The organism is Streptomyces sp. NPDC048277, assembly GCF_040652235.1.
Taxonomy (GTDB): Bacteria; Actinomycetota; Actinomycetes; order Streptomycetales; family Streptomycetaceae; genus Streptomyces.
Map to the genome: position 1 here is coordinate 172424 of NZ_JBEZLQ010000019.1, position 17406 is coordinate 189829.

Genomic DNA, 17406 nt, shown 5'->3' on the forward strand with positions numbered 1-17406 from the left:
AGCAGCCGCGCCGTCGGCAGAAGCCCCGGTGTCGGCCCGTAAGGGGGTCGGTGCGTCGGTGGGAGCCCGGCGGGGGGCCGGGGCGGGTGCGATCACGATCTCGCAGCGGCCGCGGTCGACTCGTGCGACCCGTCCCGGGACCAGGCCCTCGGCGGCGTACGGGGCGAACTCGGCCGCCCAGGCCGCGTCCCAGCCGTAGGCCGCGAGCGGATCGGACGCCTGGTCCGGGGACGGGCTGTTGGTGCTCAACGGGGTTGCTCCCTCGTGCGGTGGGACTGCTGTCAGGCGGCGGGGCGGGGCGCCACAGCCCCGCCTCTCCCATCCTGCGCGCTGCCGGCGCCCTCGCGCCGCTCCTTCCAGGCCTCGTCCCACCAAGGGATGTGACGGTCGATCGGGTCGATGGGCATGACCGACTTGAACATGTCGTTCTCCACGTTGGCCAGGTGGGCGTCGTACGGCTTGCCGACGGCCGTGAAGGCGTGGTGGATGCGTTCGCGGCGCCGGTCGATGGCCGCCGCGTTCCGCTCGAAGGTGCTGGCCGGCTGGAGCAGGACGTAGGTGCGCGGGTCGCCGTAGGTGTGGCGGGGCGACTCGGGCGGATAGCAGGGGGCGAAGGAGACCACGAAGAACCGCTCCCCCTCGATCATCGCGTACCAGGGCTCGTCGGGGTCCGGTTCGTCCTGGAAGTAGACGGTCGGATAGAGCTCGGCGAGCGTCCGGTAGAAGCGGCGGGTCAGGTCGACCAGGGCGTCGAGGGTGTCGCCGGCGGAGGGGTCCTCGAAGGTGATGATCATGCCGTCGTAGGCGTTGTCCCGGGCGGTGCGGAAGAACTCGGCGACGGTGTCCCGGTGCCCGCGCAGCTCTGTCTCGAAGTCGCCGGTGGTGACGGTGACGGGCGGGCCCATCTTCGACGCCCTGGCGAACGGGCAGTACGTGCGCTCGGAGATCTCGTCGAAGCTCATACTTCGCTCACTGCCTTCCCTTTGGCCGGCGCGGTCGGGGCCGAGGCCGTGGTGGAGGCCGCGGCCGCGGCCCGGCAGCCGATGGCGTAGAACCACCAGCCGGCGATCACGACGGCGACGAGGGCGTAGAACATGACCGCCGGAGCGAAGTGTTCGAGCAGGAACCCGCAGAGGACCGGGCCGATCGCCACCCCGACGTGGACGAGGTTCTGGGCGCCGAAGTAGCTGCCGCGCAGCCGGCTCGGCGCGATCGAGTCGATGAACATGTACTCGGCGGGCACCACGATCACCTCGCCGAGGGTGAACAGGGCGACGGCGGCGACCAGCAGCACGGCCTGCGTCGAGAGGGACATGGCGATGAGGCCGACCACGAACGCCGCGGTGCCCCAGGTCAGCCAGCGCATCAGGGTGTTGTCCTTGAGCCTGCTGCCGACGAGGTACTGGGTGGAGATGACCACAACCGCGTTGGCCGCCGAGATGTAGGCGACAAGCTGGTAGGCGGTGTCGCGGCTCTCCACCATGACCAGGTACTGCGACATGAAGGTCAGCAGCGGGCCGTAGACGACGATGCTGAGGATGCCGCCCAGGGTGAACCAGAGGAGCGCGCGGTCGGCCCGCATCACCCGCAGCACCTCACGGAAGTTGAGCTTCTCCTCCGACTCCGACTCCAGCTCCGGGTCCGACTCCCGCTCCGTGGTGGTGCCGCCGGCAGCGGCCGCCGTGAAGCGGCTCCGGAAGACGATCAGCGGGAGGAGCGCGACGACGATGACACCGGCCGCGAGCAGGAACGGCCCGCCGGAGCTCGCGGCGACGGACGCGACGCCCAGGAACGGGCCGACGGCCGCACCGATGTTCTGCAGCGAGTACCGCAGCGAGAACACCTTCGCCCGCTGCTCCGAGGGGACCAGGTCGGCGAGGAGCGCGTTGGCGGTGACCCCCATGGAGGAGGAGGCGGTGTTCGCCACCAGCAGCAGGGCGAGCACCGTGAGCGGGCCGTGGAACGCCGGCAGCGTGAGGTAGACCAGGACGAGGACGCCGTCGAGGGCGATCATCAGGTCGACCTTGGTGAACCGGTCGGCGAGGTAGCCGCCGTAGACGCTGGCGACCGTGCCGACCAGGAGGGCGGCGCCCAGGACATAGCCGACGGTCGCGCCGCCCATGCCGGCCTGGTCGTGCAGGAAGATGGGCATGTAGGCGAGGATCGCGAAGAAGCTCAGCGACCGGGCCATGGCGCAGAGCAGCAGGATCCGCACGGCGGGCGGCAGCCCCCTGACCATCGTCAGCAGGTCTTTCATGAGAGGCCTTCCGTGGGGGGTGTGTGAGGGGCGGTGCCGTCGCGGCCGGCGGCCGCGACCGTCTCGACGATGTCCACGAGGGACTTCTTGATCTCCGCCATCCGGGCGTCGTCGAACAGCCCGGGATGGTGGCCGAAGAGGATCTCGATCCGCTCGCCCGGGATCACCGTGATGCCCAGCGGGAAGTGCGAGACGCCCTTGGCGCTGTGGGTGCGCTCGGTGACCCGCAGCGCGTCCGGCCCGTCGGCCCGGCCGTCCTGGTCCGGGGGGTCCGGGTAGTTCTGGAAGACGTAGTACGTGTCGAAGAGTTCGCCGGCGCCCGCCAGCCGCTGCACCTCGGTGAGCCCCAGGTGCCGGTGCGGGAACATCTCCAGCTGCTCCTCCTGCACCCGGGCCAGGGTGGCCGGGACCGGCTCGCCCGGGACCCGGCGGACCCGCAGCGGCACGGTGTTGATCAGCAGGCCGACCATGGTCTCGATGCCGGCGATCTCCGCCGGGCGCTCCGAGACGGTCGTACCGAACAGCACGTCGTCACGGCCGGTGAGGCGGCCGAGGAGCAGGCCCCAGGCGGTCTGCAGCGCGGTGTTCAGGGTGACCCCGGCCCCGGCGGCGGCGCGGCCCAGCGCGGCGGTCAGCTCCTCGGAGAGCAGCAGGCCGGTGGTGTGCGGCAGCACGCCCGGCTCCGGTGGCGCGTCCCCGGCCCTGGTCGGTGCCGGGACCCCGGCCAGGTAGCCGCGCCAGGCGTCGGCGGCCGCCGCCCGGTCCTGCCCCGCCAGCCAGGCCAGGTACTCCCGGAAGGGGGTGACGGGTCCGGGCTGCTCGCCCCGGTAGAGGGCGAACAGTTCGTCCCAGACCAGGGGGGTGGACCAGCCGTCGAGGAGGATGTGGTGGTCGGCGACGAGCAGCGTGTGCCGGGTGGCGGAGTACCGCAGGAGGGTGAACCGCAGCAGCGGGGGGTGCGCGAGGTCGAAGCGGAGCGCCGCGTCCTCGGCGAGGGCGGCCGCCGTCCGTTCCTCCTGCTCGGCGGGGGTCAGGCCGGACAGGTCGTGCACCCGCCACGGTACGTCCACGCGGTCCCGGACCACCTGCACGGGTGTCTCCAGGCCGCGGTGGACGAACCCGGCGCGGAGGTTGTCGTGCCGCATCAGCAGGGTGTGCGCCGCCTCCCGCAGGCGCCGCTCGTCCAGCGGTCCGGCCAGGTCGAAGAGGGACTGGCCCTGGTACGGGTCCGGTCCCTCCGGGATGCCGGCCGCGTGCAGGACCAGGCCCTGCTGGAGCGGGGCGACGGGGAGGACGTCGGTCAGGCCCGGGTAGTCGGATTCGAGGGCGCTCAGCGCGGACTGTTTGAGGGCGACCAGGCCCACGTCCGAGGGGGTGAGGCCGCCGAGTTCCGGGTGGCCGGCGAGGCCGCCGAGTCCGGACAGCACCTCGGCCCAGCGGTCGGCGAGGGCGGCGACCCCGGCCGTGCCGAACCGGGACGGGTCCCACCGCCAGCGGACGGCCGCGGTGGCGCCGTCGGCACTCGGGCGAATGTCGACGCGGAGGGCGTATGCGTTGTCGTCGGCGGCCTCGGTGGACTCGGTGGACTCGGTGGCCTCGGCTGCCTCGGTGGACTCGGTGGCCTCGGTGGCCTCGGCGGACTCGGCGGACTCGGCGGACTCCGGTGGCAGGAAGCGAAAGCGGGCCTGGGAGCCGGGGTACCGGGAGAGATGCTGTCCCGTCTCCGGACCGGTGAGCAGCGCACGGTAGTTGGCGCCGCCGGCCGGGACCGTACGGATCTGTTCCTTGACCCGTTTGACCGCGCGGGCCAGCGACTTCGGGTCCCCCAGGGCCTTGCCGAGGTCGGCGAGGCCCGGGGAGAGCCGCACCGGGTACGGCGTCCCGGACGCGCCGGTGGCGATGTCGATACGCAGCGCCGAGCGGACGTCCGCGACCCGGTCCCGGCGCCACTCGACGATCGCGGGTGCGAGGGCGGCGAGCGCGATGTGCTCGGGGCCGCAGCGGAACATCGCGGGGAGGTCCCGCAGCAGTGCGCCGGCGAGGTCGCCGGTGACCGTGCGGTCGAGCACGCCCGGTCGCCCGCTGTCCGGTCCCGGAGCTTCTCCCAGCGGGGGGTACTCCGGGTCGGGGGTTTCGAGGATCCTGAGCCAGTCGTCCAGTTCGGCGGCGGCCACGGCGGCCGGGTCGGGTGCCTCGGCCGCCTCGGCGGCGCGGGCGACGAGGGCCTCGACCGTCTGGTCGCGGAACACGTCGCGCGGGCTGATCAGGAAGCCCTCCGCACGGGCCCGGCTGACCAGCTGGATGGAGCGGATGCTGTCGCCGCCGAGGTCGAAGAAGCGGTCGTCCACACCGACCGCGTCGAGACCGAGCACCTCGGCGAACAGCCCGGCCAGCGTGGCCTCCCGCGGGGTGCGGGGCGGGCGTACCGTCCGTGAGGTGAAGTCCGGCGCGGGCAGCCGCCGGGTGTCGAGCTTGCCGTTGGGGGTGAGCGGCAGGCGGTCGAGGACGACGACGGCCGCGGGGACCATGTGGTCCGGGAGCCGCTGGGCCGCGTGCCGGCGGAGTTCCTGGCCGAGCGCGCGGGCGTGGTCCACGGACTGGGGGTCGTTGGCGAGTTCGTGGAGGGGGAGGTCGGTGCGGGGGCCTTCGGCCGTGAACACGTCGGTCAGGCCCGCCTGTTCGGCCTGTGCGGTCGCCTTCGGTGCGAGGAACAGGGCGTCGAAGAGGTCCTCGTTCGCGCCGGGGGCGTCGGACCAGGTGGTGTGGACGGTGTAGCCGAACTCGGCGCCGAGTTCCGCGAGTTCCTCCGGGCAGATGCCGGGGCGTTGCCGTCGGTCGTCTGCGGCGGCGTCGTGGCTGGTCGCGCAGTTCCCCGCGCCCCTATGGGGCGCGTCTGTGCCCAGGTCGCTCACCAGGGTCGCCGCTCCTGAGGTCACCCTTCGGTCGGTCGCCACCTCTGCGGCCACCCGGCGGTTGGGGATGCCGGTGACGCGGAGGAGTTCGGGTTTCTCTTCGGTGAGCGTGGTCTTCAGTGCGGCCGGTGCGGACCACGGCAGCTCGGGTGCCCCGGCCAGGGAGAGCGGTCGCGCGCCCCGCTTGTGCAGCACCACCTCGTAGCGGTAGTCGGTCAGTTCGTTGTTCAGCCGACCGCGCTTGAGGCGGATGTCGACGCCCGCGACGTCCGGGACCTCCTCCGCTATCCGGGCGAAGAAGGCCGGGTCGAGGAGGAGTTCGCTCTCCAGGTCGTCGAGGTGGGACACCATGTCCCGTACCGCGGCGAGGGTTTCGCCTGCGTGGGCGCCGTTGTGCAGGGTGATCGCGGTGAGGAAGGCGCGCAGCAGACGGAAGTTGCGGATGTCGCCGAGGAAGATCCGGCCGCCGGGCTCCAGGAGGTCCATGGCCGCGCGGAGCACGTCGAGGAGGTAGCGGACGCTGGGGAAGTACTGCGCCACCGAGTTGACGACGATCGTGTCGAAGCGGGACCCGGCCAGTTCGCCCACCTCGTGGGCGGCCAGGCTGTGCAGGGTCACCCGGTCGCGCAGTTCGGTGCGTTCGACGCTCGCGCCGAGGGTCTGGATGAGTGAGGGCGAGAAGTCGACGCCGGTGTACGCGGTCACGTGCGGGGCGACCCGGTAGAGGATGAGGCCGGAGCCGACGCCGATCTCCAGCACCCGGCGGGGGCGGAGTTCCAGGATGCGGTCGACGGTCGCGGCCTGCCACTCCCGCATGTGGTCGAGAGGGATGGGCTCGTTGTCGTAACTGCTGTTCCAGCCGGTGAAGTCCTGTTCGCCGCCCAGGTCCTGCTGTTCGCTGTAGCCCTGTTCGTGGATCTCCTGCCAGCGGTCGACGTGCTCGATGTCGTCCGCGGCGCCGGGTCCGCCCGTGACCGTGTCGGGGACGACGTAGCCGATGAGCTGCTGGTGTCCCGGGGTGTCCTCGCGGACCACGACCACCGACTGGGCCACGCCCGTGTGGGTGTCGAGGACCGCCTCGATCTCGCCCGGTTCGATGCGCATGCCGCGGATCTTCACCTGGTCGTCGGCGCGGCCCACGAAGTCGACGACTCCGTCCGGCCGCCGGCGGACGAGGTCGCCGGTGCGGTACATCCGGGACCCCTCGGGTCCGAACGGGCAGGCCACGAAGCGCTCCGCGGTCAGGCCCGGCCGGTTGAGGTAGCCGCGGGCGAGGCCGGCGCCGCTGATGTAGAGCTCGCCGACGACGCCCGGCGGCACCGGTTGCAGTGCCTGGTCGAGGACGTGGACGCGGGTGTTGGGCAGCGGGCGGCCGATCGGGACCGAGTCGGTCTCGTAGCCGTCGCCGCCGGAGCCGCACTCCCAGTAGAGGGCGTCGACGGTGGTCTCCGTCGGACCGTACGCGTTGATCATGCGGCGGCCGCGCGACCACTTGGCGGCCAGGGCGGGCGGGCACGCCTCGCCGGCGACCATCAGGTTGCCGCAGTCGGCGAGGGCGTCCTCGGCCATGCCGCCCAGGATCGTCGGCGAGAAGGTGATGTGGGTGGGGTGGTGACGGGCCATCAGGGCGCGCTGCCGGTCCGGGGAGAGCAGTTCGTCGGGGGAGGTGAGGATCACCGTCGCCCCGGCGAGCAGGGTGCAGCACATCTCGCAGAACGTCGGGTCGAAGTTGATCGAGGAGAACTGCAGGAAGCGGGACGTGCCGTCGATGCGGAAGCGGTCGAGGTAGCCGCGGGCCAGGTTGGGGATGCCCCGGTGGGTGACGGCGACGCCCTTGGGGCGGCCGGTGGAGCCGGAGGTGTAGATGACGTAGGCGAGGTCGTCGAGGCGGAGCGGGAGGCGCCGGTCGGCGTCCGTGGGGGCGGTGGCGGGCATCCGGTCGAGTTCGGCCGGGGCGGCCGGGTCGTCGAACTCCAGGCGCGGGACGGCACGGGCGTCCTCGGGCAGCTTGGCGGCGACCTCGCCGGTGGTGAGGAGGAGGGCGGGGCGGGTGTCCTCGACCATGAAGCCGAGCCGCTCCGGCGGGTAGTCCGGGTCGAGCGGCAGGTAGACACCGCCCGCCTTGAGGATGCCGAGCAGCGCGCAGAGCAGCTCCGGGGAGCGGCGCAGCGAGAGCCCGACCACGTCGTCCCGGCCGACGCCCCGGGCGATCAGCCAGTGGGCGATCCGGCTGGAGCGCCGGTCGAGTTCGGCGAAGGTGAGCTCGGTGTCCTCGTGGACCAGGGCGACGGCGTCGGGGGTGCGGGCGACCTGTTCGGCGAGCAGGTCGGGGTAGGTGGCGTCGGGGAGGCCGACGGCGGTGTCGTTCCAGTCCCGCAGGATCCGTTCGCGTTCGCGTTCGCCGAGGACGTCGATGGAGGCGAGGGAGCGCCGCGGGTCGTCGGCGACGGCTTCGAGGACGCGCAGCAGCCGTTCGGCGAAGTCGGCGGCGGTGGCGCGGTCGAACAGGTCGGTGGCGTACTCGACCTCGCCGCGCAGTCCGTCGGGGCGGCCGGCCGCGTCGAAGCGCTCGGTCAGCTCGAAGGTCAGGTCGAACTTGGCGGTGTGGGTGGGCACCGTCTCGTGGGCGGCGGTGAGTCCGGGCAGCCGCCAGTCGGGGGCCACGTTGTTCTGCAGCACCAGCATCACCTGGAAGAGCGGGTGGTGGCTGGTGGTGCGGGCCGGGTTGAGGACCTCGACCAGGTACTCGAAGGGCAGGTCCTGGTGGTCGTAGGCGGCGAGGTTGCCGGTGCTGACGCGGGCCAGCAGGTCGGTGAAGGAGGGGTTGCCGGAGGTGTCGGTGCGCAGCACCAGGGTGTTGACGAAGAAGCCCACGAGGTCGTCGAAGGCGCTGTCGGCGCGTCCGGCGAGCGGGGAGCCCAGCGGGATGTCGGTGCCCGCGCCGAGCTTGGTCAGCAGGGTGGCCGCGGCGGCCTGCAGGACCATGAAGAGGCTGACCCGCTCCTGCCGGGCGAGGGCGAGCAGCCGGTCGGTGAGCCCGGCCGGCACCTCGAAGGGGACCACGTCACCGCGGTAGGTGGCCTCCGCCGGGCGGGGGCGGTCGGTGGGCAGGTCGAGGAGCTCGGGGGCGCCCGCGAGCCGGTCCCGCCAGTAGGCGAGCTGCCGGGACATGGGGCTGTCCGGGTCGTCCGGGGAGCCGAGGACGTCCCGCTGCCAGAGGGTGTAGTCGACGTACCCCACGTCCGGAGCGGAGCTCTCGGGCGCGGTGCCGTCGAGGTGGGCGGCGTAGGCCTCGCACAGGTCGCGGACCAGGGGGGCCAGGGACCAGCCGTCGCTGGCGATGTGGTGGATGCACAGCAGCAGGACGTGGTCGTGGTCGCCGGTGCGGAACAGGTCGAAGCGGGCGGGGATCTCCGCCGCCAGGTCGAAGAGGTGGGCCGCGGCGCGGTCCAGGGCGGCGGGCAGCGCCTCGGGGGTCACGTCGTGGACGGCGAGGTCGACGTCCGCCGCCGCGGCGGGCACCACGACCTGTTCGGCGCCGTCCGGTCCGTCCGCGAAGTACGTGCGCAGGCTCTCGTGGCGGGCGACCAGGTGCCGTACGGCGGCGCGCAGGGCCGCCAGGTCCGGCTCGCCGCCCGTCAGGCGGACGGCGACGGGCAGGTTGTAGGTGGCGCTGGGGCCCTCCAGGCGGTGCAGGAACCAGAGCCGCTGCTGGGCGTAGGAGAGCGGGACGCGCGGGCCGCGTTCCATCCGGCGCGGGGCGGGGCGGGCCCGTCCGGCGCCGGCGAGGCGGCGGGCGAGGGCGGCGACCGTACGGTCCTCGAAGACGGCGCGGATGGGGAGTTCGGCGGCGAGTCCGGCGCGGATCCGGGCCACCAGACGGGTGGCGAGGAGCGAGTTGCCGCCGAGGTCGAAGAAGCCGTCGTCGGCGCCGACGGTGTCGATGCCCAGTACCTCGCCGAAGAGGACGGCCAGGGCACGCTCGTGCTCGGTGGCCGGGGCGCGCCCGGACGGCGAGGAGCGGGTGAAGTCGATCGGTGGCAGCGCCTTGCGGTCGACCTTCCCGGCGGGGGTGAGCGGGAAGCGGTCGAGCACCGCGATCCCGGCCGGGACCATGTGCGCGGGCAGCCAGTCGCCCAACGCGGCTCGCAGGTTGGCCGGTTGGGGGGTGTGTCCGGCGGCGGGCACCACGTATCCGGCGAGGTGCGGCGCGCCCGGGGCCTCCTCGCGGGCCACCACGCGGGCCTGCGCCACCTCGGGGAGCCGGCGCAACGCCTCCTCGATCTCGCCGAGTTCGACGCGGTAGCCGCGGATCTTGACCTGTTCGTCGGCGCGGCCGACGAACTCCAGCCGGCCGTCCGCGTGTTGGCGTACGACGTCGCCCGTGCGGTACATCCGGCCGCCCGGGGAGCCGAACGGGCAGGCGACGAACCGTTCGGCGGTGAGCGCGGGCCTGCGGTGGTAGCCGCGGGCCAGGCCCTCGCCGGACAGGTACAGCTCGCCGCTCCCGCCCGGGGGCACGGGGGCGAGGCGCTCGTCGAGCACGTGAACGCCGGTGTTCCACAGGGGCGTTCCGATGGAGACCGGCTCACCGGTCCGCACCGGGGAGAGCAGCGACCAGATGGTGGTCTCGGTGGGGCCGTAGAGGTTCCACACCTCGGCGTGGCCGTCGGCGGCGAGGAAGTCGGCCAGGTCCTGCGGCAGCGCCTCGCCGCCGCACAGCAGCCGGGTGCCCGCGGGCAGCTCGCGCGGGTCCCAGCCGGCCTCGCGCAGCAGCTGCCACAGGGCCGGGGTGCCCTGGACCAGGGTGGGGCGGGCGGTGGTGAGCCGGCGGCGCAGCGCGACGCCGTCCACCGTGACGTCCCGCGGGACCAGGTGGAGCAACGCCCCGCTGGCGAGCGGCAGATGGAGTTCGAGGCCCGCGATGTCGAAGGAGACGGGGGTGGTGGACAGCACCACGTCGCGGGGGCCGACCTCGTGGAGCGAGGCCATGAAGGCGAGGAAGTTCGCCAGTGAGCGGTGGGTGACGACCACGCCCTTGGGGCGGCCGGTCGAGCCCGAGGTGTAGATCGTGTACGCCGCCTGGTCGAGGCCGTGGCAGCGGCCCACCGGGTTGCCGGGGGCGGGACCGTCGGAGGACTCGTTCTCCCCCAGGTGGAGGCGGGGCAGCGCGCCGCCGACGCCGTCGAGAGCCGCGTCCGTCTCCGGGGTGGTGACGAGGGCCCGGGGGCCGGCGTCGGCGACCATGTAGGCGAGCCGGTCGGCCGGGTAGCCCGGGTCGAGCGGCAGGTAGGAGGCGCCGGACTTGAGGGTGCCGAGCAGCCCGTACACCAGCGCGGGCGACGGCGGCAGCGCCACGGCGACGGTGTCCTCGGGGCCGACGCCGAGGGCGATGAGCCGGTGCGCGACCCGGTTGGCGCGGTCGTTGACCTCCCGGTAGGTGAGCGTGGTCTCCCCCGACACCAGGGCCGGGGCGTCGGGGGTGCGCGCGGCCTGTGCCTCGAAACGCGCGACGAGGCCCCCCGGCCAGGGGGCCAGCGGGCCGGTGTCGTCGGCCGTGAGGTGCGCGGTGCGGGTCAGCTGGACGGTCATGAGACGCGGACCTTCTCCCGTGCCGGACCCGCCGGAACCGTGTCCGTGCCGGCCCCGCCTCCGGCCGCCGCCATGGCGGTCCAGCGCTCGTCGATGTGGGCCACGCAGGCCGCCCGGGTGCCGGGGCCGTGCACGGTGTCCCAGCCCGCGGGTACGGCGGCGAAGTCGGGCCAGAGCGAGTACTGGCCCTCGGCGTTGGCCAGGACACGGTAGACGGCCGACTCGTCCTCGAACGGATGGGTGCTGCTGCTCGTGCTCATGGCTCACTCCCCGCCCACGAAGTCTTCGATACGGGCCGCGAGGGTCTCGGCGTCGGTGACGCACAGCTTCAGGCCGTACGACTCCGACTCCATGACCTCGGCCGTGAGTTCACCGCGCACCGCCGAACGCCAGTCGTCCAGCGTGAAGTTGTCCCTGGCCAGCAGGAGCAGCAGGTCCGTGTCGACGGGTTCGGGACGGTAGGCGGTGAGGGCGCGGGCGTAGAGGCGGTGCGCCTCGTAGATGCGGCGGGCGAAGGCGTTGGCGGCCCGGTCGTCGGCCTTGGCTGCGCCGAAGACCGCGGCCGAGGCGTCCCGGATGGCGGTGTCCTCGTCGAGGTCGGCGGGCGCGACGGCCGGGAAGGCGCCGGACGCCCCGGAGACCCGGATGATGTCCTCGCGGAACTGGACGAGGAGTTCCTGGGCGTCGGGTTCACCGGTGGAGTGCACGTCCAGGTAGCCGTCGATGGCGACGGTACGGCGCAGCCCGAGCCCGCGCTCCTCGGCCAGCCGGGTCAGCTCCAGGGCGATCGCCCCGCCGGCGCAGGCGCCGACCAGGTGGAACTCGTCCTCGCCGAACTCGTCCTCCAGCAGGTCGGCGTAGAGCTCCGCGATGCCCTCCATGGTGTCGGGCACGGCGCGGTTGCCGGTGGCCATCAGCAGCGGCGACTGGAGGCCGTAGCAGCCGCGGTCGGCGCCCAGCAGCCGGACCAGGCGGGCATAGCCGTCGACCATGCCGATGCCGGCGTGCAGGAAGACGATCGGGGTGCGGGCGCCCTGGTTGCTCATCCGGATGACGGCGCGTTCGCCGTTGGCGGCCTGGGGCTGCGCCTTGTTCGAGGTCAGGCCCTCGATGGAGCGGAACCGCAGCAGGTCGCCCATGTTGAGGGTCCAGCCGAGCCGCTGGTTGATCTGCTCGATGGTGACCAGGGCGAGCAGCGAGTCGCCGCCGGTCTCGAAGAAGTCGTCGGAGACGGTGACGTCCCGGTCGAGCGTGGTGCGCCAGATGTCCAGCAGGATCTGCTGGACCAGGGTCGGCTCCGAGGCGGTCCCCGGTTCCAGGAGGGTCGTCTGTCGCGTACTCACAGCGCGCGTTCCTTTCGTGTCGTGTGGGTCCGGGCTCGGTCAGGCCCAGCCGCCGGTGAAGCCGACGACCTCGCCGGTGACGAAGTCGGCGCGGCCGGAGGTGAGGAAGACGATCAGGTTGCCGATCTCGCGGGCGGTGCCGAGCCGTCCGATCGGCAGCAGACCGCGCAGCCTCTCCTTGCCGTCCTCGGTGCCCCAGGCCTCCTCGGGGTAATAGGTCTCGCTCTCCAGGAAGTTGGGGGCCACGGCGTTCACCGTGACGTAGTGCGCCGCGAGTTCACGGGCGGCCGCGCGCGCGAACGCGGAGGACGCGGCGCGCAGCGAGCTGTAGTAGGAGAAACCGGCCTCGGGGCGGACGGGGGCCGCCGAGGTGACCAGGACGATACGGCCGTGGCCCTGCCGTTTCATCTGGGCGGCCGCCTTGGCGACCACGGCGACCGGGGCGACCAGGAGCGCCTCGGCGGCGGCCCGCAACTCGGTCACGTCCGCCTGCTCCACCGGGAGGTACTTGCCGGGGTAGACGTCGTTGCTGATCACCGCGTCCAGGCGGCCGTACCGCCGGATCGCCCAGGTCACCGCCCCGGCCGGGGTACGGGCCGGGCAGGCCACGGCCGATGGGTGAGCGGCCTCGAACTTCTCCCGGTGCTCCGGGTCCGTGAAGGTCTGGTCGTGGCACACGACGGTGAACCCGGCGGCACCGAGCGCACCGACCGCGCCCGGCCCTGCGTAGAGCGTCGCGTGCGTGACCACGACGACGCGCTCGGCCGGAGGCACATCGGCCGGACCCCCGGCGGCGGGCCTCACCTCCGGTCCGCCGACGGCGGGCCTCACCCCCGGTGCCCCGGCGGCCTCCGGGTCCGCGGCCCCCGCCGCCGCGCCCGGTCGGTCCCCGGCGGGCAGCAGATCCGCTGCCGACCGAGCCGCTGCCGGCAGATCCCCGGCGGGCAGCAGGCCCGCTGCCGACTGAGCCGCCGCCGACAGGTCCCCGGTGGGTGGCAGATCCGCTGCCGAAGGGTCCCCGATGGGTGGCAGATCTCCGGCGGGTGGCAGGCCCGCTGCCGACCGGGCCGTCGTCGGCCGGGCCGCGGGGGGCGAGACCGTCGTCGGTGTGTTCACGGTGGGCTCCCGACGGTCAGGGCCGGAGCCGGGGCGGAGGCCGGTGCGGAAGGCGCGGGTGCGGTCGTGGCGGCGCCGGTGCGGGTCGTCGCCTCGTCGACGAAGGACTGGAGCAGCGCGAACATCTCGTCGTCCGGGAAGAGGATGTCGTGGTGGCTGCCGGTCGGCCGCTCCTCCAGCGTGCTGCCCGGCACCAGTGCGTGCAGGTGGCGTGCGGTGTCCGGGGGGGTCATCCGGTCGGTGCGGCTGGTGACGATCAGCGTGCGGGCGGCGGTGCGGTGCGCCGCGTCGTTCGCGTCGTAGGCCATCAGCGCGTCGTTCAGCCTCGCGTAGCGGTGGAAGAGTTCGAGGTTCCCGTAGGGGTAGAGCACGAACGGTGCGAGGCGGACCGGTACACCGAAGAGCATGTTGGGGTCGAGGAACATGGTGAGCACCTCGCGGGCCCGCGCCGGGTTTCTGCCCGCGCCGGCGAGCAGTCCCTGGAACTGGGTCTGGAACGGGGTGCGGGTGGCGCCGGGGCCGAAGTTGAGGTCCGGGTGGAGCATCGTCAGCGAGCCGGCCCGGTCGCCGAGCCGGGCCGCCGCGGCCAGTGCCACCGGGGCTCCGCCGCAGACGCCGATCAGGTGCACCGGACCGGGGCCGTACTCCTCGACGACGGCGAGGGTCTGGGCGATCTCCTCGGCGAAGTCGCCGCTCGGGGTGGGCAGGGACGCCCAGTCGCCGAAGAGATAGGGGTTCTCGTAGGTGACGACCCGGTGGCGGGCGGAGAGCCGGTCGAGCCAGGGGGCGAAGAGGGTGGCCGGGACTCCGCAGGGCGGTACCAGGACGATCGCCTCGTCGCCGGGGTCGCCGACCGCGTAGCTGTCGAAGGCGGGCAGTCCGGGGGCGGTCACCCGGTGGGCTCCCGGGAGGGCGGCGGCGCCGGAGCGCACGGACCCCGGCGCCCCGGCCGACGCGTCCGCGAGCGCCCGCCAGGCGCCGGGTCCGCCGAGTTCCAGGTCGCAGAGGTTGCTGAGGGCGACCTCCAGGCTGGACGGGGTGTCCGGCGCGGGCGCCGTGAACCGGGGCGCGGTGAGCCCGTGGGCGGCACCGAGCCGGGCCAGCACCTCGTCGCACCGGGCCACCGCCCGCGCGTCGAGGGCGGCGGCCTCGGCCTCGTCGGTGGGGAACACCCGCAGGGTGCCGTCGGCCGCGGTCAGCAGCGGCTGGGCCAGGTCGAGGACGGTCAGCAGCGCGGCGAGCGCCGTGCCGCCGGCACCGCCGTCGGCCGGGTGCTCGGTGCCGGCCATGTCAGAACGTCTTTCCGCGCGTGGTCTCGGTGACCATGCGGTTGCCGGGCCGGCGGTTCTCGCCGTTGACCAGGACGCTGCCGTACTTCTCCAGGCTGATCCGGCCGCCGTACTCCTCGATGTGGTCGCTGTCCGGGTAGACGTGGACGCTGGAGGGGACGTAGCGGGAGGCGAAGCCCATCCGCATGTCGTTGGTGTGGCCGAGGTGCGGGTAGGAGGCGTGCATCAGGGTGGACCAGAAGACGATGAACTGGCCCGGCCGCATGATCTGGGCGACGGCCGCGTCCTCGTCCGGCGTCCAGTCCGGGTCCTTCTGGAGCTCGCGGTAGTCGTAGCCGAAGAAGCCGCGGCGGATGCCGTCCTTGTCGACCGCGTTGATCTTCTCGGGGTCGTAGTGCATCTTCTTGGTCTCGTCGTAGAACATCGTCCGGTGGGTGCCGGGGATGAACTGGAGGCAGCCGTTCTCCGTGGACGCCTCGGTGAACGCGGACCAGACGGTGATGGTGCCGCCGAAGCCGGAGTCCTCGGGCCACAGGATCTGCGGCTTGCCGGAGGCGTTGGCGAAGGTGTCGGCCTGGTGCCAGTCGGTGCCCTCGTCACCGGGGTGCTTGGGGAAGAACTCGGTGCGCCAGCAGATGACGTCCGGGCCCAGGATGCTCGCCACCCGGTCGACGATCTCGCGGCGGCCGATGTGCGAGGCGAGGAAGTCGTGGTCCAGGTGGCGGTCGTAGTTGGCGATGTTGGTGGCGCCGGAGACGGCGTCCTCGGCGGGGTAGACGGCGTCCGAGCGGTCGAGCAGTTCCAGGCGGGTGGTGCGCCAGATCTCCCGCATCTCGTCGGGTTCGTAGAGGGTGAACGGGCCGATGAAGCCCTGCTGGTGGAAGCGCCGGAGCTCCTCCTCGGAGAGTGCGAACGACTGGCCCGTCTCGGGCAGGGTGGTGGTCATTCCGGGGGCTCCTAGCGGGATACGGCGGCGAGCTGGCGGTTGACGGCGGCGCTGAGGACGCCGAGGTTGGCGCCCTTGCTGAGGGTCGAGATGTTGAGCGAGAGCTCGAACCTCGTGTTGACGGTCTGCAGCATGTGGATGAGCGAGAAGGAGGTGCCGCCGAGGTCGAAGAACTCGTCGGTGTCCTTGAGGCCCTCCACGCCGAGGAGTTCGGACCAGATCGTCCGCAGCGTCTCCTCGACCGACGCCTCGGCGGCGGTCTCCGTGCCCGCCGCGTCGCGGGTCTCCCGGGTCTCGGCGAGGCGGGCGTCCAGGAGCTTGCCGAGGACGGCCTGGTCGAGCTTGCCGTTGACGGTGACCGGGATCTCCTCGATGCACAGGTACAGCGACGGGGCCATGTAGTACGGCAGGGAGCGGGCGACCTCGGCGCGCAGCTCGGCGGCGAGGGTCTCCGGGTCGGCGTCGGTCACCGGGTAGGCGACCAGGCGGGGGTCGCCGCCGCCGAAGTCGGCCGCGGTGACGACGGCGTCGCGGACGGCCGGGTGCTTCCTGAGGCAGGCCTCGATCTCGCCGGGCTCGATCCGGTAGCCGCGGATCTTCAGCTGGCGGTCGGCACGGCCGACGTAGGCGTACTCGCCGGGGCTCACCTGGATGCCCAGGTCGCCGGAGTTGTACCAGCGTTCGGTGGTGCCGTCGGCGGCGGTGCGCTCGAAGAAGCGCTCGGCGGTGAGCTCCGGGTGGTCCAGGTAGCCGCGGGCGAGTCCGGCGCCGGCCACGTACAGCACGCCCTCCGCGCCCGGCGGCAGCGACCGCCCGTCCTCGCCGACGACGTCGATGCGCAGGTCGGAGAGGGGGACGCCGATCGGGCTGGGGCCCTCGCCGGCCAGGTCCGCCTCCTCGACGCGCCGCCAGGTGACATGGACGGTGGTCTCCGTGATCCCGTACATGTTGATCAGCGCGGGACTGTCCAGGCCATGGCGGGCGGCCCACGGAGCGAGCGTCCGGTGGTCCAGCTTCTCGCCGCCGAACACGACGTACCGCAGGGCGAGTCCGGAGGCGGCGGTGTCGGTCTCGGCGCCGGTCTCCGCGTCGGCGTTGGCGAGGTTGCGGAAGGCGGACGGGGTCTGGTTGAGGACGGTGACGCGCTCGCGGCGCAGCAGCTCGTGGAAGGCGCGCGGGTCGCGTGCGGTGTCCCGGGGTACGACGACCAGCCGGCCGCCGTGCAGCAGGGCGCCCCAGATCTCCCAGACGGAGAAGTCGAAGGCGGCCGAGTGGAAGCCGGCCCACACGTCGGTCTCGTCGAAGCCGAACACCTCGCTGGTGGCGGTGAACAGCCGCACCACGTTGCGGTGTTCGATCTGCACGCCCTTGGGGGCGCCGGACGAACCGGACGTGAAGATCACATAGGCGAGCCCGGCGGCGTCCGTGGCCGCGGTCGGCACCGTGTCGCCGTCGGCGGGTTCGGCGTCGACCGGCACCGCCCGCGCGCCGGTGACCAGGTCCGCGGTGTCCGCGCCGGTGACGACGAGGCCCGAGTCGCACTGGCCGAAGACGAAGTCACGGCGCTCCGCCGGGTAGGCCGGGTCGACGGGGACATAGCCGGCGCCCGCCTTGAGGATGCCGAGCATGCCCACGATCAGGTCGCGGCCGCGCTCGACGCACAGGCCCACCCGCCGGTCCCGGCCGGCGCCGGCCGCGGCGAGGACGGCCGCGAGGCGCCCGGCGCGGGCGTCGAGTTCGCGGTAGGTGAGGTCGCCGTGGGCGTCGGTGACCGCCACGGACTCCGGGTACCGGCGGGCGACGCGTTCGAAGTTCTCGTGCAGGGTGGAATTCGCGCCAGGATTCACGGACATAGACCTTTCCGGTAACGGTTCACGATATGGATCGAGAGTTCGGAATTCGACTTCACCGACCTTCCCCAAAAAGGTCTCAGATACCTTCGCACCAGCTC

General features: G+C 73.0%; 9 protein-coding genes and 1 pseudogene. All 10 read right to left on the bottom strand.

What is annotated here, in order from left to right:
* Positions 1-249, bottom strand: a pseudogene (locus tag AB0D85_RS34920) (hypothetical protein); the annotation flags it as partial.
* 32 nt (positions 250-281) lie between these two features.
* A complete protein-coding gene (locus tag AB0D85_RS34925; protein ID WP_362329066.1) occupies positions 282-962 on the bottom strand; it encodes a hypothetical protein in 681 nt (226 codons plus the stop codon).
* Entirely contained in the window at positions 959-2257 is a 1299-nt protein-coding gene (locus AB0D85_RS34930) for an MFS transporter (protein ID WP_362329068.1), read from the bottom strand. Before AB0D85_RS34930 ends, AB0D85_RS34925 begins: the two co-directional genes overlap by 4 nt.
* On the bottom strand, positions 2254-10761 hold the full coding sequence (locus AB0D85_RS34935) for an amino acid adenylation domain-containing protein (RefSeq protein WP_362329070.1): 8508 nt from the start codon (positions 10759-10761) through the stop codon (positions 2254-2256). Before AB0D85_RS34935 ends, AB0D85_RS34930 begins: the two co-directional genes overlap by 4 nt.
* Positions 10758-11021 (bottom strand): MbtH family protein, encoded by a 264-nt coding sequence (locus AB0D85_RS34940; protein ID WP_362329072.1) that lies wholly within the window; start codon positions 11019-11021, stop codon positions 10758-10760. Before AB0D85_RS34940 ends, AB0D85_RS34935 begins: the two co-directional genes overlap by 4 nt.
* Positions 11022-11024: 3 nt before the next feature.
* Positions 11025-12104: an alpha/beta fold hydrolase gene (locus AB0D85_RS34945; RefSeq protein ID WP_362329074.1), complete on the bottom strand. Its 1080-nt coding sequence runs from the start codon at positions 12102-12104 to the stop codon at positions 11025-11027.
* 39 nt (positions 12105-12143) lie between these two features.
* On the bottom strand, positions 12144-13220 hold the full coding sequence (locus AB0D85_RS34950) for an SDR family oxidoreductase (RefSeq protein WP_362329076.1): 1077 nt from the start codon (positions 13218-13220) through the stop codon (positions 12144-12146).
* Positions 13217-14509 carry an alpha/beta hydrolase gene (locus AB0D85_RS34955; RefSeq protein ID WP_362329078.1) on the bottom strand — a complete coding sequence of 431 codons (1293 nt, stop codon included), beginning with the start codon at positions 14507-14509 and terminating at the stop codon, positions 13217-13219. Before AB0D85_RS34955 ends, AB0D85_RS34950 begins: the two co-directional genes overlap by 4 nt.
* A 1-nt stretch (position 14510) precedes the next feature.
* Positions 14511-15455, bottom strand: coding sequence for a chlorinating enzyme (locus AB0D85_RS34960; protein ID WP_362329080.1), 945 nt, complete (start codon positions 15453-15455; stop codon positions 14511-14513).
* An 11-nt stretch (positions 15456-15466) separates the two neighbouring features.
* Complete coding sequence (locus tag AB0D85_RS34965) at positions 15467-17308, bottom strand: amino acid adenylation domain-containing protein (protein ID WP_362329082.1); 1842 nt, start codon at positions 17306-17308, stop codon at positions 15467-15469.
* Between the last annotated feature and the right edge of the window lie 98 nt (positions 17309-17406).

Coding starts and splice junctions, on each gene's coding strand:
- AB0D85_RS34925 (WP_362329066.1), bottom strand. CDS start 962: ATGAGCTTCGACGAGATCTCCGAGCGCACGTACTGCCCGTTCGCCAGG.
- AB0D85_RS34930 (WP_362329068.1), bottom strand. CDS start 2,257: ATGAAAGACCTGCTGACGATGGTCAGGGGGCTGCCGCCCGCCGTGCGG.
- AB0D85_RS34935 (WP_362329070.1), bottom strand. CDS start 10,761: ATGACCGTCCAGCTGACCCGCACCGCGCACCTCACGGCCGACGACACC.
- AB0D85_RS34940 (WP_362329072.1), bottom strand. CDS start 11,021: ATGAGCACGAGCAGCAGCACCCATCCGTTCGAGGACGAGTCGGCCGTC.
- AB0D85_RS34955 (WP_362329078.1), bottom strand. CDS start 14,509: ATGGCCGGCACCGAGCACCCGGCCGACGGCGGTGCCGGCGGCACGGCG.
- AB0D85_RS34960 (WP_362329080.1), bottom strand. CDS start 15,455: ATGACCACCACCCTGCCCGAGACGGGCCAGTCGTTCGCACTCTCCGAG.
- AB0D85_RS34965 (WP_362329082.1), bottom strand. CDS start 17,308: ATGTCCGTGAATCCTGGCGCGAATTCCACCCTGCACGAGAACTTCGAA.